Below are 19,743 nucleotides of genomic sequence, written 5' to 3' on the forward strand. Positions count from 1 at the left end.
GAGGCCGGGGACGAATTGGGGGACGTCCCTAACGACGGGTACGCTACGTTACGACGACCTCACCAATTGGGCCCCGGCCTTTCGCCGGGGGTGGCTAGAAGGCTCAGCCAGGCCCCCTCAAACCGCACCGTGGCACTGCTTATACTTGCGTCCCGACCCACACGGGCAAGGCGCATTGCGGCTCACCACACCCTCCCAGTTCGCCGGATCCTCGCCGATATCGGCCTCCTGCGGCTGTGGGATCTGCAACGGCGGCATCGTCGAGGTGATGTGGCCGCGCGTGCCGCCATCGAAATCGTTCGAATTGTCGTCGCCGGTGAAGGGGTCGAAATGCGTCGTGATGAAGTCCGGCAGCTCAGGCAGCCCGACCGGCGCCTGCATCTGGAACTGGGCATGCGCGATCGTCTTGGTCACGTCCTCGCGGATCGTCTCGAGCATCCGCTGGAACAGCGAGAACGCCTCCTGCTTATACTCGTTGATCGGCGTCTTCTGCGCATAGGCGCGCAGGTGGACCACCTGACGCAGCGCGTCGAGCGTCGCGAGATGCTCCTTCCAGTGATGATCGAGATTCTGGAGCAGGATCGACTTCTCGACCGACGTCCACGTCTCGGTATCGAGATCGGCGGACTTTTGCGCGACCGCCTCGTCGGCCATCGTGCGGATACGCTCTTCGAGAACCTCGGGATCGACCGACTCCTCGAGCAGCCACGCGTCGATCTGCGGCTCGAGGTTCAGCACCTCGGCGAGCCGCGTCTTCATCCCCGCGACGTCCCACTGCTCGGGGTACGAGTTGGGCGGGCACGCGTCGCCGACGATCACGTTGACCGTCTCCGCGCGCATGTCGGTCACCACGTCGCCGACCGTATCGGCATCCATGATGTCCGCGCGCTGCTCGTAGATGACCTTGCGCTGCTCGTTCATCACGTCGTCATATTCGACGACCTGCTTGCGGATGTCGTAGTTGCGCGCCTCCACCTTTTTCTGCGCGGTCTCGATCGCCTTGCTCAGCCACTTGCTGCCGATCGCCTCGCCGTCCTCGATGTTGTTGCGCATCATCTTGGCGAACAGCGTGTCCGGCCCGAAGATCCGCAGCAGATCGTCGTCGAGGCTGAGGTAGAAGCGCGACAGGCCGGGATCGCCCTGACGCCCCGAACGCCCGCGCAGCTGGTTGTCGATGCGCCGGCTCTCGTGCCGCTCGGTGCCGAGCACGAACAGACCGCCCGCGGCGAGCACCGCCTGCTTCTCCGCCTCGATCTCGATCGTGATTCGCGCCGCTTCGGTCTCGTATTCGGGCGTGCCCTCGACCAGCTCGGGATGCTCGTCGAGCATGCGGAATTCGAGGTTGCCGCCGAGTTTGATGTCGGTGCCGCGGCCCGCCATGTTGGTCGCGATCGTCACTGCGGACTTGCGCCCGGCCTGCGCAACGATGTGCGCCTCCATCTCGTGGAAGCGCGCGTTGAGCACCTTGTGATCGACCTTCTCGCCGACCAGGAACTCGCTCAACATCTCGGACTTCTCGATCGACACCGTGCCGACCAGCACCGGCTGGCCGAGATCGGCGTGATGCTTGATCTTCTTGGCGATCGCCGCGAACTTGTCGCGCGTATCCTTGTAGAACTCGTCCTCCTCGTCGACGCGCTTGACCGTGACGTTGGTCGGGATGCTGACGACGTTGATCTTGTAGATGTCGTAGAACTCGGCCGCCTCGGTCGCAGCCGTGCCGGTCATGCCGCCGATCTTGGGATACATGCGGAAATAGTTCTGGAACGTGATCGACGCCATCGTCTGGTTCTCGGGCTCGATCTGGACGCCTTCCTTGGCCTCGACCGCCTGGTGCAGGCCGTCCGACCAGCGCCGGCCGTCCATCATGCGACCGGTGAACTCGTCGATGATGATGACCTTGCCGTCCTTGACGATGTAGTCGATGTCCGACTTGAACATCACGATCGCGCGCAGTGCCTGGTTGAGGTGGTGGACGACCTGCGTGTTCTCGAAGTCGTACAGGTTCTGCCCCTCTAGCAGCCCCGCCGCCTCGAGCATCCGCTCGACCTTCTCGGTGCCGTCCTCGGTGAGGATGATCGTCTTCTGCTTCTCGTCCTTGTCGTAGTCGATCGGATCGAGCTGCTTAACGACCGCGTCGACCTGCATGTACAGCTCGGACTTGTCGTCGGTCGGGCCGGAGATGATCAAAGGCGTGCGTGCCTCATCGATCAGCACCGAATCGACCTCGTCGACCACCGCGAAGTTGAACGCACGCTGCGTCATCGCGCTGCGCTCGTACTTCATGTTGTCGCGCAGATAGTCGAAGCCGAACTCGTTGTTCGTGCCGTAGGTGATGTCGGCTGCGTAGGCGGCGCGACGGTCCTCGTCCGACAGGTTGGGGATGATGACGCCGATCGTCATGCCGAGGAAGGTGTAGACCTGCCCCATCCACTCGGCGTCGCGTGCCGCGAGGTAATCGTTGACGGTGACGACGTGGACGCCGTCGCCCGGCAGCGCGTTCAGATAGGTCGCGAGCGTGGCGACGAGCGTCTTGCCCTCACCCGTGCGCATCTCGGCGATCTCGCCGCGGTGGAGGACGATGCCGCCGACCATCTGGACGTCGTAATGGCGCTGGCCGAGCACGCGGTGCGCGGCCTCGCGGACCGTCGCGAACGCCTCGGGGAGAAGGGCATCGAGCTTCTCGCCGTCCGCCAGCCGCGCGCGGAACTTGACGGTCTGCGCGGAGAGCTCCTCGTCCGACATCGCCTGGAGCGCGGGCTCGAACGAGGCGATCTTGGCGAGGATCGGGTTGAGCGACTTGACGTAGCGGTCGTTGGACGAACCGAACATGGATTTGGCAAAGCCACCGAACATGGGCTGATTTCCTGAAATTATGGCGCGGCGGCACGCTGAGGCACGCACGCGGAAGGGATCACGCGGATCCAAAGGTTACGATATAGTCACACCTAGACGCTATTCGCGACGGCGATCGGTCCATAGCGGGAGCGCGACGACGGCGATGGTGCGCAGCGCATTGGCGACGGCGACCTCGGGTAGCGGCGCGAGGCTGGATACGGGCCTTATCAAGACCTTGGCAGGGGTTGCTGCCACCGACTGCGAGCATACGTTGCCCTGCGCGACAGCCTGTGCCGACTGGCCGCGCACGCCAGGCACCGCGCCGGTCAGCGCGGAGAGCAGGGCGGAGAGGAGCAGCAGCAGGTTCATGCGTCTTGGGCTTTATGCGAGCTTGCGCGATAAATCTACCGTTCGTCTCTCGGCAGCACCCGGCGGACGCGGGGACGCCGGGTCCGCGCATCATCTTGCCCGCCGGATTGCAGCGAGTATGAAGGAGGGATGCAGATCTCCCCGCTTGCCTTGCCCTTCCCCGATGCGCCTTCAATCGACGGCGTTGCCCTGCATGTCGCGCGCGCAGCGTACAAGACTTGGGACCGATGCGATCTGACGTTCGTGACTTTGGCGCCGGGTACGGTGGTCGCGGGCGTGCTGACGCAGAGCAAATGCCCCTCCCCCGAGGTCGAATGGTGCCGGGCTGCGCTGACGCTGGGTCAGGCCCGTGCGCTTGTCGTGAATGCCGGCAACTCGAATGCGTTCACCGGATCGCGTGGTCGCGCCGCGGTCGAGGCGATCGCCGCGCGGACTGCGGCGCATCTCGGCTGCCAGCCGTCCGACGTCTTCGTCGCCTCGACCGGCGTGATCGGCGTACCGCTGCCGATCGACAAGGCCGAAGCCGGGCTCGATGCCGCGTTCGCCGCCGCGCCGTGCGGCTGGGAGGACGCCGCCGCGACGATCATGACGACCGACACCTTCACCAAGGGCGCGGTGACGACGGCGGTGATCGGCGATCGGACCGTCACGCTCGTCGGGATCATCAAGGGCTCCGGGATGATCGCGCCGGACATGGCGACGATGCTCGGCTTCATCTTCACCGATGCCGCGGTCGAGCCGGAATTCCTGCAGGCGGCGCTGTCGAAGGCGAACGCGCCGAGCTTCTCGTGCATCACGGTCGACAGCGACACGTCGACCAGCGACACCGTGCTGGCCTTTGCGACCGGCAAGGCGGGGAATGCGCCGCTGGCGGACGAGGAGAGCGTGGGCGCGGATGCCTTCCAGGCGGCGATCAGCGATCTGTGTCATCAGCTGGCGATGCTCGTCATCCGCGACGGCGAAGGCGCGACCAAATTGATCGAGGTGCAGGTCACCGGCGCCGATAGCGATCGCAGCGCGCACCGGATCGCCAAGAGCATCGCCGACTCGCCGCTGGTAAAGACCGCGATTGCCGGCGAGGACGCCAATTGGGGGCGCGTGGTGATGGCTGTGGGCAAGGCTGGCGAGCCAGCGGAGCGCGATACGTTATCAATCCGGTTCGGGAATACGCAGGTCGCGGAGGGCGGTTTGGCGCTCAGCGGTTATGACGAGGCGCCGGTGTCAGCGCATCTCAAGGGTCAGGAAATCGAGATCGGCGTGGACTTGGCGCTAGGCGACGGCCGAGCGACTGTGTGGACCTGCGACCTGACGCATCGGTATATCTCGATCAACGCCGATTATCGGAGCTAACTACCGGAGCGCGAGCGAAAGATCGTTATTCTCTTCGATCCGCAACATGCGAATGTCGCTGACCGCTGGGCTGAACCAGGAATAGGTTCGGTTCAGTTCCTGGACGGCCAGAACGCAATCCACCGCCGAGATGTTCTCGTTGCCAAAATAGGTCGAGCCCTGTTGCCGCTCGAAACCGCGCTTGTTGAGGATATCGCCGACGTCGCGATAGCCGTTGCGCCACGACGAGTTGGGATACATCTGCTCGAGCATCGAAAAATCGAGATCGAATACGATCGCGTACATGCTACCACCCCGCTTTGCGGGGGACGTGCCCGCCCGATTGTGCCCCATCATCGTCATGACCATGATGTACCGCAATCAGGCGGGCATTGCATCAGGCCAGCTCACCCTCGAGCCAGGCCTTCAGCCGGCCCTTGGGCTCCGCGCCGACCTTCGTCGCCGCGGGGGCGCCGCCCTTGAACAGGATCATCGTCGGGATTCCGCGGACGCCGTACTTGCCCGGCGCATCGGGGTTCTCGTCGATGTTGAGCTTGGCGATCGTCACCTTCTCGCCCAGCTCCTCCGAAATCTCTTCGAGCGACGGCCCGATCATCTTGCACGGGCCGCACCATTCCGCCCAGAAATCGACGAGCACGGGGCCGTCGGCGTTCAGTACGTCCGCATCGAAGCTAGCATCGGTGATCTGCTTGGTCGCCATCGTGAATTCTCCTTGGTTGTTCTTAATCTAGGATCGCGCGTGCATCGGCTCAACCACCGGGACGCTAGCTTTGCTCCGCGGGTCGATAGCGCGGCTTGTGCTCGGCGAGCAGTTCGAGCGGTAACGCGATCAGCCGCGGACCGGCGGTATACAGCAACGCCGCCTCGACGGAGCGCCCGGGAAAGATCACGCGCAGCGCCTCGACATAGGCGGCGAGCTGCTTGACGTGATAGTCGGGCACGTCGGTCAGCGCATAGGGTGCGCGGCGCCCGGTCTTGAAGTCGATCACGCGGATCCGGTCCGCCTCGATCAGCAGGCGATCGACCGTGCCCGACACGACCATGCCGTTCGCGAGGGTCGCGGCAATCGGTGCTTCGGCGAGCGTATCCGCGCCGAACAGCTCGGCAAAGCGCGGATCGTCGAGCACGGCCATGACGCTGGCGACGATTTCCGATCGGGCGGCAGCGTCGTCGACACCACCGGCCTTGGCGAGCCAGCGATCCGCCGCCTGCGGCCGCTCGCCCGGCACGATCGCCGGCAGGCGTTCGAACAGCGCGTGGATCAGCCGCCCGCGTTCCGCCGCTAGCCGCATCGCGGGTGTCGGTGGTGGATCGGATACCGCGTCCTCGCCGAGCGCGGAGGGTGACAAGGGACGCGGTGGACGCGACTCGACCGGGGCGGGCTGGTGCGCCCACGCCGGCAGGTCCGCGCTGTCCACCTGTCGGATCGAAGTCGCAGGTTTCGCCAAGACCGCAGGCTGGGGCTCGACCCCGACGAACCGCCGTTCCTCGCCGCTGCCCTCCTCCGAAGGCGGAACGGAAAGCGCGGTCAGCGCACGGTCGGCCGCCGCGTACCAGCTATTCTCCGGGGGCACACCCTTGGCGCGCGGCCCGAGCGCACCGGCGATCACCAGCCGCTCTTCGGCGCGCGTGGCGGCGACGTAGAACAGCCGCCAATGCTCCTCGAGTTCGCGCTGCTCGGCCGCCGAGACGACCGCGTCGAGTGGCCCGCCGCGCTCGTTCGACCGCGGGCGGAACACGGGAATCGGCGCGGCGCCGGGCTCGGGCGCCCATTTCAGAATCGAGCGCGGCGCCGCCGACGGATCCGCGGTCGCATCCGCCAGGATCACCAACGGCGCCTGCAACCCCTTCGCGCCATGCGCCGTCATCACCCGCACCGCATCGAGCGGCGCGGACGGATCGCGGACGATCTCGACATCGCCGCGATCGAACCAGTCGAGGAAGCGCTGCAACGACGGCGTCGTCGTGCTCTCGAACGTCAGCGCGGCGTTGAGCAGCTCCTCGATCGGATCGCGCGCCTCGGTCCCGAGCCGCCGGATCAGCTTCCGGCGACCGTCGAGCGGCCCCGACAACAGCTCCTCGAGAAACTGATACGGCGTCGCGATGTCCGCCCGCGCGAGCATCGCCAGCAACGGCGCGAGCCGCGCAGGCGACTGCGTGCGTTGCAGGTGGCGCCAGAGCGGCCCCGCCTCACGCGGCGCCGCCGCCATCAGCTCGTCCTGCGTCCACCCGATCAACGGCGACACGAGCAGCGCCGCGACGCTCAGATCGTCCTCGGGCTGCAAGACGAAGCGGATCGTCGCGAGCAGATCCTGCACCGCCAGCGGCGCGTTCAGCCGCAGCCGGTCGACCCCCGCCACCGGCACGCCCTCGGCATAAAGCCGCGCGACGATCAGCGAGGCGAGGTCGCCGCGCCGCTTGACGAGGATCATCACGTCCTCGGGCCGGAGCCTGCGCCCCTTGCTCTCGAGCATCAGCCCCGTGTCGGGCGCGAGCCAGCGCTTCACAGCGCGCGCGATATCGCTGGCGAGTTTCCGCACCGCGTCGTCGACCCAGCCCTCCTCGTCGTCCTCGCTGCCGCCCGCCGACACCGGCGGCCACAACGTCACGGTCCCCGGCCCGGCCACCTCGCTGGCATGCCGCTCGACCTCGCCCGCGATGCCGAGACCCGGCTCGCCGATCGCGTCGATCGCGGCATCGACGAACTCCAGCACGGTCCGCGTCGACCGGAACGAATGCCGCAGCGACAACCGCGCGAGCGGCAGCCCCCGCTCCTCCTCGGGCCAGTCGTCGTCGCCCAGCGCCTCGGTTGCACGCCCGCCGAAATACTGCTCGGCCGCCTGGAAATTGAGCGGGTCGGTCCCCTGGAAGCCGAAGATCGCCTGCTTGTAATCGCCGACCGTGAACAGCGTCCGCGTCGATGGCGCGTAGATGCCGCGGCCGACGAAGAACTCGTCCGCCAGCGCGCGCACGATCCGCCATTGGTGGCCGTTGGTATCCTGCGCCTCGTCGATCAGCAGATGCTCGGTCGCCTGATCGAGCTTGTAACGCACCCATTCGCCGATCCCCGGCTGGTCGAGCAGCGCCACCGTCGTCGCGATCAGGTCGTCGAAATCGACGGCGCCCGCGCGACGTTTGGCGAGCGCGTAGGCTCGGGCATAATCGCGGCCCACCTCCAGCCCGTCGGCGAGCAGGTCGCAATAGGTTGCGCGCTGGACCATCGACAGGACGTCGGTGCAGGCCTCGCCCAGATCGCGCGCGAGGACTTCGTAGTCGGGTTCGGCATCGATCAGCTTCTTCGACGCCTTGCGCTGCGTGCCCGTGCCGGTCAGCACGATGCTGGCGAGATCGGACAAGGTCGCCGCGCGATCCTCGGAGTCGAGCCAGCGCTGCACGGTTGCCGCGGCGGCTTGCCCGGTGGCGGTGCCCCAGGCACGGTTTGCCGCCGCGATACGCGCGATCGCGTCGAGATCGAGCGCGTCGCACCATTCGGCGATCGCCTCGTCGATATCGCCCGAGGGCAGCCCGAGTTCGCGGCGAAGCCAGGGCTGGATGCCAACCGGGAGTGCCTCAAGAGCAGGCAGCGCGCGGGCGCAGGCGAGCAGGAACGCTTCCGCCCCGCCCTCGCCCATCCGCAGCGACAGACGGCCGACGATCTCGACCGGCCTTTCGCGGCCTTCGCGCTCGGCGTCGGACAGCATGCCGGCGAGCGCTTCGCGGGCGAGCCCCGCCTCTTCTCGGGCTTCGAGCGGGCGGAAGCCGGGCGTGAGGCCCGCTTCGACCGGGAACGCCGCGAGCAGTCCCTGACAAAAGCCGTGGATCGTCTGGATTCGCAAGCCGCCACCGGGCGCGTCGAGGACCTTGGCGAACAGCGTGCGCGCACGATCCTGCAACGCCTGCACCGGGCTCTCGCCGAGTGCGATCAGGTCCGCCGCCAGCGCCGGGGCGGGCATCCGCACCCAGGCTGCTAGCCGCCCATTGATCCGCTGCGCCATCTCGGCCGCGCCTGCCTTGGTGAAGGTCAGGCACAGGATCGCGCCGGGATCGACGCCGCGCAACAACAGCCGGAACACGCGCGCCGCCAGCACCTGCGTCTTGCCGGTGCCCGCCGATGCGGACAGCCAGACGTGCGACGCCGGGTTGCTGGCGTCGGCCTGCGCGCCCTTCAGCCGGGGCAGCGTGGCGAGGCCGTCAGCGCTCACGGCCATACCATTCGTCGCGGCGCATCAGCTGGTCATACTCGGCATAGGGGGCATATTCGGGGACAAGCTTGGCGGTGAACGCGGCGCTGCCGGTCAGCCATTCGCCCGCGACTTCGGTGAAGTTGTGCGCGGCGATTGACGTGAACTCGGCGGTGGGGATCTTGTCGCGCTTGCCTTCGGGATCGACCGGGCTGTCGATATAGCCGAACGCGTCGCGCTTCTTGCCGAGCGACCAATATTCGAACGCGCCTGCGGTGCCCGAGACGTCGGGGAACCCGCCGCGCTCGGCGATGAGCCCGAGCAGGCCGAGTTGCAGGCTGTACCCCGCACGGACCGCGGTCGGCGATGGCGGCTTGCCGGTCTTGTAGTCGATGACCGCGAGCCTTCCGTCGGGCAGCCGGTCGATCCGGTCGTAGCGGCCCGACAAGGTTACGCCAGCGATGTCGATCTTGCCCTTGCCCTCCGCACTCGCGACGGTGCGGCCATCCTCGCCTTGCGCGACGATCGCGCCGGCGATCCAGTCGATCGCCTCCAGCAACCGCGGTTGCCACAGCGCGCGCATCATCGGGTGGGTGCGCTCGTCGTCGAGCATCGCCTTCGCGCGCAGCCGCAGCGTGTCGACGGTGCAGCCGTCCTGCTTCCACCATTGCTCGAGAATGTCGTGCACCGCGGTGCCGCGCCACGCCGCGCTGGGGTCGGCATCGACCGGATCGAGTGGCATGAGCCCGAGCACGCGGCGCGCGTAGAAGGCGTAGGGGTCGGCCTTGAGGCGATCGACCTCGGTGACGGAGATCGCCTTGGGACGGAGCAAAGCCGGCGGCGACGGTGCGGGGCGGTCGGCGGGTTTGTGTTCACCCGGATCGTCGAGCGCGCGCGTCCAGCCTTCGAGCGCGGTGGCGCGTTCGAACCGATCGCCGGCCAGCGCCTGCAACCGCAGCCAGAGGCGCGACGCGAGCGCGGGCGACTTCGCATCGCGGCGCGCGCGGGTGACGACGGCGCGGGGGGCACCGAGCGCTTGTGCGAAATCATGCGCGGCCGTGCCGACGCGGCGTTCGAGGCCCGGCAGGCCGAGTTCCATGCGGATGCGCGGCGCGAGCCAGGGGTCGGGCGCGGGACGGCCCGGCCAGACGCCTTCGTTGAGGCCACCCAGCACCATCACGTCGGCGGTCTGCAACCGCGCCTCGATCAGGCCGTAGATCGCGAGCCGCGGATGACCACCCGGCGCGGGCCGTACCGCGACCTCGTCGAGCAAGGTCCGCAACAATTGCGGCAATTCGCGCGGATCGATCTCGGGCGGTCCGGCGGGCGCCTCCGCCTCCAGATCCGCGAGGAACTGCGCCGCCGCGCGTCCCGCCAGCCCCGACCAGAGATTGTCGCCACACAGGGTCTGCGCCGTCTCGCGCAGGCACGCGAGCACCGACGCGAGCGGTTGCGGCCCCTGGTCGAACGCACCCGCGAGCGGAGTGAGCAACGGCTGGACATCGGCCCACCACGTCGCCGCGGTGCCCTTGCGCTCCTCCAGATGCCCGGCGATCCCGTCGAGCCCCGCGGCCGGTCGCGGTCCGCGAAGCCGCCGGTCGAGCGCGCGCGCACCGTCTAGCCATTCGAGGCGTATGGGGCGTTCGGATGGTTTTTCGCTGGCACGAACAAGCGGATGCTTCAGCAACGCCAGCAACGCGAGCGGCGAGAAGCGCTGTGCCGCCGCCTCGGCCAGCGCCAGCAGCAACGTCCCCGGCGGCAGGATCGACAGAGGCCGCCCCGCGCTATCGTCGATGCCGATGCCCCAGCGCCCGAGATGCGCCGCCACCCGCCGCGCGAGCGCACGGTCCGGCGTGACCAGCGCCGCGGTCCGCTCCGGCGTTTCGAGCGCCTCGCGCAGGACAAGTGCAATCGCCTGCGCCTCCTCCGCCGGGGTCGCGAGTTCGGCGGCGGTCACGCCCTTCAACCGGCGATCCTCCGCGGCGATCTGCGTCCATTTGCCGGTGAAGTCGGCAGGTGCCAGCGCGTTGGCGATCGCCCGCCCGCGCGCGGCGTCGGCGTCATGCCCGCCGCCTTCGCGCCAGGTCTGCACCTCGCCGCGCGCGACGCCCATGCGTTGCAGCATCAGCTTGGCGTCGAACTGCGGATGCGTCTCGATCGAGCGGCGCGTGAGACCCGTCACCGGATGCGGATCATGCGGGCCGAGCGCGTCCCATTCCCCGTCCGGCAGCGCGAGGTCGAGCCCGGCGAACACCACCATCCCGTGCGGCATGTCGGCGATGCATCGCAGCAACCGCGCGACGGCCGGCGCAGAATCGGTCACGCCCGCGGCGCAGACGATCCCGGCCGGCGGCGTACTCCGCCACCGCTTGGCGAGCCGATCGAGCAACGCCGAGCGCCGCGTCGCGGCATCGATCCGCTCCAGTTGCGCAAGCTCGCCCGGCCAGCGTTGCAGCACGATCTCGAACGTCGCCAGCGCGCGCTGCCAATGCTCGGTCAGCTCGGGCCCTAGCTCGATTTCGCGCAACCGCGTCGGCGGCACTTCCTCGACCAGCAACTGATCGAGCGTCCGCGCCAGTTCGCCCGCCAGCCGCACGGCCTCGGCGGCATCGACCGGATGGCCTTCGCGCGCGCGCTCTTCGGACACCAGCCGCGCGAGGATCATGCGCCGCTGATACGGCGGCACAGCGGGCAGTGGCGGATCGACATCGTCCGCCGGATCGAGCGCCGCACCGACCGCCTCGCCCATCTCGGGATCGCCGAGCGGCACCAGCCTTGGCAGCACCAGCCCGCCGGCGCTCGCCCGCACGAACGCCTCGGTCACCGCCTTCACCGCGCGGTTGTTCGGCAGCACCACGAGCGCACGCGCCAGCGCCAACGGGTCGCGCCCCGCCTGCCGCATCAGCCCGGCGACGAGCGCATCCGCAAACGCGCGGTGCGCCGGGATCGTGTACAGCGTCGGGCGACCCGCCGTGGCGACGTCAGCCATCCGCGAGCATCGCCTCGGTCCTGGGAATCGCGGCGGGCGTGCCGACGTCGAACCACAGGCCCTGATGGACCTGCCCATAAGCGCGGCCCGCGGCGATCGCGCGGTCCCAGAACAGGTTGGTCGAGAACGGTCCCTCGGGCCAGTCCGCAATCAGCCGCGGATGGATCATCTGAATGCCGGTATAGGCGAACGGCGCGACCCGACCGGGCTTGCGCCGGCCGGTGATCCGCCCGGTCGGGTCGAGGTGGAAATCGCCCGTGCCACCGTGATTATGCGCGCGCGCCAGCGGCACCATCAGCAGCAGCGCATCCATCGTCGCATCGTCCCAGCGCGAGGCGAGCAGCTTGATCGCGTCGACCGGTCCGTCGATCCAGAGATTGTCGCTGTTGACCACCAGCACGGGCGCGTCGCCGAGCAGCGCGCGGGCATGGACGAGCCCGCCGCCCGTCTCCATCAGCTGCTTGCGTTCGTCGGAGATCACCACCTCGATCCCCGCGAACCGACCGGTGACGTGCGCCTCCAGCGTGTCAGCGAGATAATGGACGTTGACGACCGCACGCTTGATCCCCGCGGCCTGGAGCCGTTCGAAGACGTGGTCGATCAACGGCTTGCCCGCGACTTTGACAAGCGGCTTGGGACGCGTCGCGGTCAGCGGCCGCATCCGCTTGCCGAGGCCCGCGGCCATCACCATCGCCGTCTCGGGGACCACGCCGCGGGGCACCGGGCGGATCGTCTGCTGGCGGGTCAAGCGCCGCGCGCCATCGGATCGCCGCGCCGATCGGCGGGGATGTTCGCCGCGAACCATGTCGCCACCGGCGCCATCACCGGCTGCGCCAGATCGCGCTCCAGATACCTCCACACGCGCGGGCACATCGTCGCGTAATGCGGCTTTTCGTCGCGCTTCCACAGCCGCGTGAAGATGCCGAGGATCTTGGCGTTCCGCTGCGCGCCGAGCACGTGATACGCGTTCATGAAGTCTTCCCCAGCATCGAACCCAGCATCGGCCGCCGCCCGGTAGTGCGCGAGCATCGCCGCCTCGACCGCGGGATCGACGTCGCGCCGCGCATCCTGCAACAGCGACACGAGATCATAGGCCGGATGCCCCGCCAACGCGTCCTGAAAATCGAGCAGCCCGAGCGACCGTTCCGACCCGACCAGCATCAGGTTTTCGGCATGATAATCGCGCAAAACGGTGACCGGCGTCTCGGGAACGGCGTGATCGAACACCGCCTCCCACGCCGCATCCCAACCCGCGAGGTCAGGCGCGATGCCGACCGCCGGGCAGTACCATTCGACGAACAGCGCCGCCTCGCGCTTCAGCACCGCGCGATCATAGGGCGGGACCGGACCGGCGGGTTGCGTGCGCAACCGGACCAGCAGATCGATCGCCGGCATATATAACGACAGCTCGTCGGCGGGCGCGGCGTCGACCGCCTCGCGAAGGCGATCGTCACCGAAATCCTCCAGCAGCACGAGCCCGTGGGTCAGATCGCTCGCGAGGATCTCGGGCGCTGCAAACCCGTGCGCGACCAGCCACTGCGCGATCGCGATGAACGGCCGCGGATCCTCGTGCGGCGGGGGTGCATCCATCAGGATCGCCCGCTGATCGCCGAGTACGGCGCGGAAATAGCGCCGGAACGACGCGTCGCCCGCGACCGGGAGGATCTGCGCGCCTCCCCAGCCATGGGCGTCGAGGAAAGCGGCGGCGCCGGGCGGCGGGGTCATGTCTGCCATCGCGACCTCCAAGCTTCCGGCACGCCGATAGTCAAGCCGCGCGTGCCATCCGGCTCGATCGTCAGGCTCAGCCGAAGCGCATCGGGCCAATGATCGAGGCCTGCGCGCTCGGGCCATTCGACCAGCAGCAGCGAGTCATGGCGCGCGTCGTCGAGCGCGAGTTCCTCGATCTCGGCGGGGTCGTCGATCCGGTAGAGGTCGACGTGCATGACCGGGAAACGCACCTCGGGCGGCTCGTAGGGCTGGACGATCGCGAAGCTCGGCGACGGTGCTTCGCCGGCGAGACCGAGTGCTGCGAGGAGACCGCGCGCGACGCTGGTCTTGCCCGCGCCGAGCGTGCCCTGGAGGGTGATGACGTCGCCGGGTCGGACGAGTGTGGCGAGCATCGCCCCGAAGGCCTCGGTCGCGTGGGGATCGGCGAGCCTCACCACTCTCCGTCACCCCCGACTGGTTCCGGGGTCCACCCGTCCGCATTTTCTACGATCGGCGAGTGCGCGGAACAGTGGATGCCGGAACGAGCCCGGCATGACGGGGTTGCACGCCTCATCGCCGCGGCAGTTCGACGGTGATCAGCGTGCCCTCGCCCGGCTCGGACACCAGTTCGATCGTCCCGCCATGCGCCTCGACGAACTGTTTCGCGAGCGGCAACCCCAGCCCCAGCGCGCGGTCGCCGATCGGTTTCGCATCGACGAACCGGTCGAACGCATGCGCCACCGCCTCCGCATCCATCCCCGGGCCGTTGTCCGACACCACGATCCGCGCGGACGTCGCATTGCCATCGGTATGCAGCAGCACCCGCCCGCCATCCGGCGTCGCCGCGACCGCGTGGCGCAGCAGATGCTCGACGACCTCCTTCAACCGCTTCGGATTGCCGTTCACACGCCCGGTCGACCGAGCGACCTCCACCGCGAAATCCAGCTTGCGCCGCTTGGCAGACGGCAGGATCGTCTCCGCCGCCGCGCGTACGGTGTTTGCCAGATCGACATCGGTCCGGTCCGTCTCCGCGCGGTCGCTCTCCGCGCGTGTCAGGTCGAGCACGTCGTCGACCAGCAACCCGAGCCGCTCGACGGACTCGAGGATCGCCCCGACATAGCCCTCGGCCTGCGGTGTCATCGCGCCGGCATAGCCGCCGTGCAGCATCTCCGCGAACCCGCTGATCGAGGTCAGCGGCGTGCGCAGTTCGTAGCTCATGTTGGCGACGAACGCGGTCTTGACCTTGTCACTGGCCTCGAGCGCATCGGCCCGGTCGCGCAACGCCTGTTCGGCGCGGCGACTGTCGGTGATGTCGAGCATCGTGAACAGCGCGTTGCCGTCGGGCAGCGGCACGCCCGCGAACTCGAAATGCCGCCCGTCGGCGAACGCCACGCGCCCGCCGCGCTGCTGGCGCCCCACCGTTGCCGAGCGCACCAGATCGGGGATCAACGCCGAGCGACCAGGCGTCGCGAGCTTGGCACCAGCCGCCTCGGCAAACGAATCGACGCGCGGGTGCGAGGCGAGGAACTCTTCCTCCAGCCCCCACAGCGCACGGAACCGGTTGTTCCAGAGCTGCAACCGCCCATCTGCCGCGAACACGCCGAGCGCCTCGAACAGATTGTCGAACGTCGCCGTCCGCACGCGCAGCAACGTATCGCGCGCGCTGGCGAGTTGAACCTGCTCGGTGCGATCCTCGAAGATCAGCAACAGGCCGCCATCGGGAAGAGGCTGCGCGACGACGCGAAGATGCGTGCCACCGCGAAGATGCCAATTCTCCTCCATCGCGCCGCCACCTTGCGCGGCGCCGGTCTGCATGAACCAATCGCGGCGCTCGGCCTTCCAGCTTGGGAAGTCGCGGACTTCGGGGAGGCGGTTCGCTTCGCGCATCCGCTCGAGCACGCGGTCGAATTCGGGGCGATCGGCGAGCCATTCGCTGCGCATCGCGAACATCCGCCGGAACGGCTGGTTGCAGAATACGAGCGAGCGGTCGCCGCCGAACTGCGCGACGCCGGCCGACAGCCGGTCGAGCATCGCGCGCTGGGCTTCGGCAAAGCGCTTCGCCCCCGACCGCGCCTGTTCCAGTTCCTCGATATCGATCGCGAACCCGGCGACACCACCGCTCGACAGCGGCACGTCGTAGATCTGCAACGACCGCCGCGCGCCGTTGATCGTCGCAGGAAGGACCTGCTGATGCGGACGCCCCTGCTCGCGCGCGACCGCTGCACCGGCGAGGGGGCCGCCACGGCCAGATCCTTCGACCAGTTCCAGCCCGCGCGCTACCACATCGGCCGCATCGCGCCCCTCGACCGCATCGACGTACGCGCTGTTCACCATCGCCAGCCGCAGGTCGCTGGCGCGGTACCACATCGGCATCGGCGCCGCCTCGATCAGCCCGGTCAGCGATTCATACGCCTCGCCCAGCCGCGTCGTCTCGGCGCCGAGCCGGGCGATCTCCGCCTCGCTGTCGGTCGCGTCGAATGCCCAGAGCAGCACGGCGCCCGTCGCGCCCATCTCCCCGGACGCGCGGCCACCCCGGAACGTGATCGCCCGCGTCGAGCCCTGCAACCGCACCGACCGCACGAATACCCGCCCCGACCGCTGCGCCGCCGTAACGTCCGCGATCAACCGCGCGGCGTCGTCCGGCGATAGCCCCGCCCCCCCCGTAGCAAGTTCGGCCAGCGACCGCGGAGGCGTGTCCAGCCCGAGCCAGTCCGCCATCCGCTGCGTCATCTCGATCCGCCCGCCTGACCGGATCACCGTCACGATCGCTGGCGAGCCATCGAGGATCGTTCGCAATTGCGCGTTCGCCTCGATCGTCTCCGCCGCAGCGTTCCGTGCCCGTACGCCGAGATACAGCAGCACGCTTCCGACAACGACCAGTGCCAGCAAGAGGACACCGACGAGCACCGTCATCCCGAGCCCGAGCGTGATCATCGTGAAGCGGACGGGGTACTGAGCAAGATCATCGTTACCCGTCTAAGCGCGACGATGCCGATGGGGAAGACGGATGACAAAAACCTCCGGTCAATTGTCGTACCGCACGGATGCCTAATGCACCGCTTTCGACGGCCTGCCGAATATGTCTGCAACCTTGCCAGAGTGTTGCAAGGAAGAAACACCGCGCAATAATCGGTCGCGGCTCGCCGCAAGATCATGGCAGGACCCGTGTCCCAGCCTTAGGCAGCGGCGCCTTGACGAACGACAGCGCTCTTGTCGTTTCGCCCGAACCGCATGCCAGGACCTTAAAGAATGCAGACCTATCGCCGCCGTTTGCTCGCCACGACATTGTTCGTGGGTGCCGTTGCCCTCGCCGCCCCTGCGGTCGCTCAGGTCGCGCCGACCGAAGCGCCCGCTACCGACCCGATGGCATCGCAGCCGCCGGTCGATCAGACGGCCGCACAGTCTGCAGCCGATCCCGCTGCGCAGGCGACCGGCAGTGCCGCGCAGGGTGACGAACCCGCCGGCGATATCGTTGTCACCGGTTCGCGCATCTCGTCACCATCAGCCACCGCGGCATCGCCTTTGCAGTCGATCAGCGCCGACCTGATCCGCCAGTCCGGCGCGGTCAACGTGCAGGACGTCCTGCTGCAGAACCCGACGTTCGGCGCACCCGGCATCAGCCGCACCAACTCGAGCTTCGCGACCCAGTCGGCAGGCGTGGCCACCGTCAACCTGCGCAACCTGGGTGAGGATCGTACGCTCGTCCTGGTCAACGGTCGGCGATTCGTTTCGGGCGTTCCCGGTAGCAGCGCAGTCGATCTGAACGTGATTCCGGCGCAGTTCCTCGAGCGTACGGATATTCTGACCGGCGGCGCGTCGGCGGTCTATGGGTCCGACGCCGTCGCAGGCGTGGTCAACTTCATCTACAAGACCAAGTTCGATGGCGTGAACATCGATGCGCAGCAGGGCATCTCGCAATATGGCGATGGCTCCGACCGCCAGATCAACCTGCTCGCCGGCAAGAATTTCGCCGACGGCCGCGGCAACATCATGCTGTTCGGCGGCTATTCGAAGCAGGGCACCGTCCTGAAGAAGGACCGCTCGACCGAGGCGGGTTCGAGCGCCATCGATCGCACCAGCGCGTCGCTGACGCCGAACGATCCGGAAGTGCTGCTGTCGGGCTTTATCCCGGGTGGCCGTTTCTACGCTGGTGATCAAACGTTCAGCTACGGCACCGACAACACGCTCCGCAACTGCACCACAGTCAGCTGTGGTGGGTTCAACCGTTCGGACTCGCGCTACCTTGCCGTTCCGGTCGAGCGCTATCTTGCTGCCGGTCGTGCGAGCTATGAATTCTCCCCGGCCGCCAACGTCTTCATCGAAGGCAACTACGCCAAGACCAAGGCGCGCACCAATATCGAGGCGTTCCCGCTCAGCTCGGATCTGGTCAACATCGCTACCGGCGGTCAGGTGCCGATCCAGACGGTCGTCGGCGGCGCGACCCTCCGCAATCCGTATGTCCCCGATGCGATCTTCAACGCGGCGACCGACACCGACGGCGATGGGCTGAAGGACATCTACTTCGACCGCCGCTTGACCGATTTCGGCCCCCGCACGAGCAGCGCGACGCGCGACATGTTCCGCTTTGCCGGCGGCGTGAACGGCAAGTTCCTCGAAGATCGCTTCAACTACGAGGTCTATGGCATTTATGGTCAGACCATCGAGAACCAGACCGGCAACGGCCAGTATGACAGCACCAAGTTCAACCAGGCGCTGAACTCGTACCGCGATCCGGCAACCGGTCAGATCGTCTGCGCCGATCCGGCAGCACGCGCGGCCGGCTGCGTTCCCGCGAACATTTACGGCATCAACGCGCTTGCTCCAGCCGCCGACTACCTCGCGGTACCGACGTCGTTGCGCTCGAAGATCACGCAGACGGTCGCCGGTGCGAACGTGTCGGGCAAGCTGTTCTCGCTGTTCGGCGCCGACCCGGTCGGCTTCAGCGTCGGTACCGAATACCGCCGCGAAAGCAGCAGCAACACCTTCGATCTGCTCACCCAGCAGGGACTGAACGGCAATAACGCGCTGCCGTCGACGAGCGGCAATTTCGACCTGATCGAGGGCTTTGCCGAGACGATCGTTCCGCTGCTTCAGGACCGTCCGTTCTTCCATTCGCTGTCGGTTCGCGGCGCGGTCCGCGTATCGAACTATTCGACGGTCGGCACCACGGTCAGCTATAACTATGGCGGCGAGTGGGCACCGATCCAGGACGTCCGCTTCCGGGTGATGCAGGCGCGTTCGGTACGTGCGCCGAACGTCAACGAGCTGTTCCAGCCTGCCCAGCAGGATTTCCCGACCGGTCTTCAGGATCCCTGCGCAGGCGTGACGGCGACGACCGCCGGTACGCTTGGAACGCAGTGCCGTGGCGCAGCCGGGGTCGCCGCGAACATCGCCGCTAACGGTGCATTCGCGGTCAACCAGGCTGATCTCCAGGGCGTCACCAGCTTCGGCGGCGGCAACCCTGCGTTGCAGGAAGAAAAGGGCAATTCGTTCACGGCGGGGGTGGTCATCAACCCGCGATCGGTTGCTGGACTGCGCAACCTTGTCGTCAGCGTCGATTACTTCAACATCAAGATCGACGACGCGATCGTTACCACGCCGCTCCAGTTCATTCTGAACCAGTGCTACAACTCGGCGATCCAGCAATATTGTGATCTGGTCGTCCGTCGTCCGACCGTATCGGGCCCGAACAGTGCCGGTTCGCTCGACGAGGTCAACACGTCGCCGAGCAACAGCGGCGGCGCAAAGACTTCGGGTGTCGACGTCGCCGTCGATTGGCGCTCGAACCTGTCGTCGCTCGGCCTTGCCGGCGATCTCACGCTGCATGGCGCCTACACGCACCTGATCAGCGGCTACAACGTACCGTTGCCGGGCTCGGCTCGTGACTATTTCGCGGGTGAGGTCGGCACCGATATCGCGGCGCCTCGCGACAAGTTCAGCATCACCTCCGGCTATGATATTGCTGGCATTGGCCTGACGCTGACGGGTACGTGGTTGAGCCAGGCGAGCCTTGATGACCAGTTGACGGGCGTTCGCCCAGGCAGCGATCCGCAATACCGTGTGCGTCCGCAGTTCTACCTCGACTCCCAGATTCGTTTCCGTACCACCGACGGTTTCGAATTCTACGTCGGCGGCTCGAACCTGCTGAACAACAAGCCGCCGTTCATTGCCGATATCGGCGCAAGCGCAGGACAGGATACGAACACCTCGATCTATGATCCGCTCGGCCGTCGTTACTATGCAGGCGTTCGCATGTCGTTCTGAACGACCTTCACGATCGAACCTTATCGGGGGGCCGGAAACGGCTCC

Annotated in this window: 12 protein-coding genes; 2 read left to right on the forward strand and 10 right to left on the reverse strand. The window is 67.5% G+C overall.

Annotated elements, in window-relative coordinates:
- Window positions 1-117: 117 nt before the first annotated feature.
- Both secA and EQZ23_RS02130 read right to left on the reverse strand, forming a co-directional pair.
- Window positions 118-2,856, reverse strand: coding sequence for a preprotein translocase subunit SecA (gene secA, locus EQZ23_RS02125; RefSeq protein WP_128452819.1), 2,739 nt, complete (start codon window positions 2,854-2,856; stop codon window positions 118-120).
- 99 nt (window positions 2,857-2,955) lie between these two features.
- Window positions 2,956-3,207, reverse strand: a complete 252-nt coding sequence (locus EQZ23_RS02130) for a hypothetical protein (RefSeq protein WP_128452820.1) — start codon at window positions 3,205-3,207, stop codon at window positions 2,956-2,958.
- A gap of 129 nt (window positions 3,208-3,336) precedes the next feature.
- Here EQZ23_RS02130 and argJ point away from each other — a divergent pair, with 129 nt between their 5' ends.
- The gene (argJ, locus tag EQZ23_RS02135) at window positions 3,337-4,557 is read left to right on the forward strand and encodes a bifunctional glutamate N-acetyltransferase/amino-acid acetyltransferase ArgJ (protein ID WP_128452821.1); all 1,221 of its coding nucleotides are present in this window, start codon (window positions 3,337-3,339) and stop codon (window positions 4,555-4,557) included.
- Here the strand turns inward: argJ and EQZ23_RS02140 are convergent, their stop codons facing one another.
- From EQZ23_RS02140 to EQZ23_RS02175, 8 genes are all read right to left on the reverse strand, one after another.
- On the reverse strand, window positions 4,558-4,842 hold the full coding sequence (locus tag EQZ23_RS02140; RefSeq protein WP_128452822.1) for a virulence factor: 285 nt from the start codon (window positions 4,840-4,842) through the stop codon (window positions 4,558-4,560).
- A gap of 91 nt (window positions 4,843-4,933) precedes the next feature.
- On the reverse strand, window positions 4,934-5,257 hold the full coding sequence (gene trxA / locus EQZ23_RS02145) for a thioredoxin TrxA (protein ID WP_055877560.1): 324 nt from the start codon (window positions 5,255-5,257) through the stop codon (window positions 4,934-4,936).
- Window positions 5,258-5,321: 64 nt separating this feature from the next.
- Window positions 5,322-8,765, reverse strand: coding sequence for a double-strand break repair helicase AddA (gene addA / locus EQZ23_RS02150; RefSeq protein WP_164913362.1), 3,444 nt, complete (start codon window positions 8,763-8,765; stop codon window positions 5,322-5,324).
- Window positions 8,749-11,727, reverse strand: coding sequence for a double-strand break repair protein AddB (gene addB, locus EQZ23_RS02155; protein WP_128452824.1), 2,979 nt, complete (start codon window positions 11,725-11,727; stop codon window positions 8,749-8,751). The genes addA and addB overlap by 17 nt, the downstream gene beginning before the upstream one ends.
- Window positions 11,720-12,475 carry a nucleotidyltransferase family protein gene (locus tag EQZ23_RS02160; RefSeq protein WP_240663138.1) on the reverse strand — a complete coding sequence of 252 codons (756 nt, stop codon included), beginning with the start codon at window positions 12,473-12,475 and terminating at the stop codon, window positions 11,720-11,722. Before EQZ23_RS02160 ends, addB begins: the two co-directional genes overlap by 8 nt.
- On the reverse strand, window positions 12,472-13,452 hold the full coding sequence (locus tag EQZ23_RS02165; protein ID WP_128453546.1) for a phosphotransferase: 981 nt from the start codon (window positions 13,450-13,452) through the stop codon (window positions 12,472-12,474). Before EQZ23_RS02165 ends, EQZ23_RS02160 begins: the two co-directional genes overlap by 4 nt.
- Complete coding sequence (gene tsaE / locus EQZ23_RS02170) at window positions 13,449-13,889, reverse strand: tRNA (adenosine(37)-N6)-threonylcarbamoyltransferase complex ATPase subunit type 1 TsaE (RefSeq protein ID WP_128452826.1); 441 nt, start codon at window positions 13,887-13,889, stop codon at window positions 13,449-13,451. Before tsaE ends, EQZ23_RS02165 begins: the two co-directional genes overlap by 4 nt.
- 115 nt (window positions 13,890-14,004) lie before the next feature.
- Entirely contained in the window at window positions 14,005-16,368 is a 2,364-nt protein-coding gene (locus tag EQZ23_RS02175; protein ID WP_128452827.1) for a PAS domain-containing sensor histidine kinase, read from the reverse strand.
- A 315-nt stretch (window positions 16,369-16,683) separates the two neighbouring features.
- On the opposite strand from EQZ23_RS02175, the gene EQZ23_RS02180 reads away from it, so the two are divergent.
- Window positions 16,684-19,698, forward strand: coding sequence for a TonB-dependent receptor (locus EQZ23_RS02180; protein ID WP_128452828.1), 3,015 nt, complete (start codon window positions 16,684-16,686; stop codon window positions 19,696-19,698).
- Window positions 19,699-19,743 lie beyond the last annotated feature (45 nt).

Origin of the sequence: Sphingomonas sp. UV9, assembly GCF_004101245.1 — a bacterium.
GTDB lineage: Bacteria > Pseudomonadota > Alphaproteobacteria > Sphingomonadales > Sphingomonadaceae > Sphingomonas.

What these genes read in the sequence shown, in the direction of transcription:
- trxA (WP_055877560.1), bottom strand. Translation starts at nt 5,257, where the DNA reads ATGGCGACCAAGCAGATCACCGATGCTAGCTTCGATGCGGACGTACTG.
- addB (WP_128452824.1), bottom strand. Translation starts at nt 11,727, where the DNA reads ATGGCTGACGTCGCCACGGCGGGTCGCCCGACGCTGTACACGATCCCG.
- EQZ23_RS02140 (WP_128452822.1), bottom strand. Translation starts at nt 4,842, where the DNA reads ATGTACGCGATCGTATTCGATCTCGATTTTTCGATGCTCGAGCAGATG.
- EQZ23_RS02130 (WP_128452820.1), bottom strand. Translation starts at nt 3,207, where the DNA reads ATGAACCTGCTGCTGCTCCTCTCCGCCCTGCTCTCCGCGCTGACCGGC.
- secA (WP_128452819.1), bottom strand. Translation starts at nt 2,856, where the DNA reads ATGTTCGGTGGCTTTGCCAAATCCATGTTCGGTTCGTCCAACGACCGC.
- EQZ23_RS02165 (WP_128453546.1), bottom strand. Translation starts at nt 13,452, where the DNA reads ATGACCCCGCCGCCCGGCGCCGCCGCTTTCCTCGACGCCCATGGCTGG.
- EQZ23_RS02180 (WP_128452828.1), top strand. Translation starts at nt 16,684, where the DNA reads ATGCAGACCTATCGCCGCCGTTTGCTCGCCACGACATTGTTCGTGGGT.
- argJ (WP_128452821.1), top strand. Translation starts at nt 3,337, where the DNA reads ATGCAGATCTCCCCGCTTGCCTTGCCCTTCCCCGATGCGCCTTCAATC.
- EQZ23_RS02175 (WP_128452827.1), bottom strand. Translation starts at nt 16,368, where the DNA reads ATGATCACGCTCGGGCTCGGGATGACGGTGCTCGTCGGTGTCCTCTTG.
- addA (WP_164913362.1), bottom strand. Translation starts at nt 8,765, where the DNA reads ATGGCCGTGAGCGCTGACGGCCTCGCCACGCTGCCCCGGCTGAAGGGC.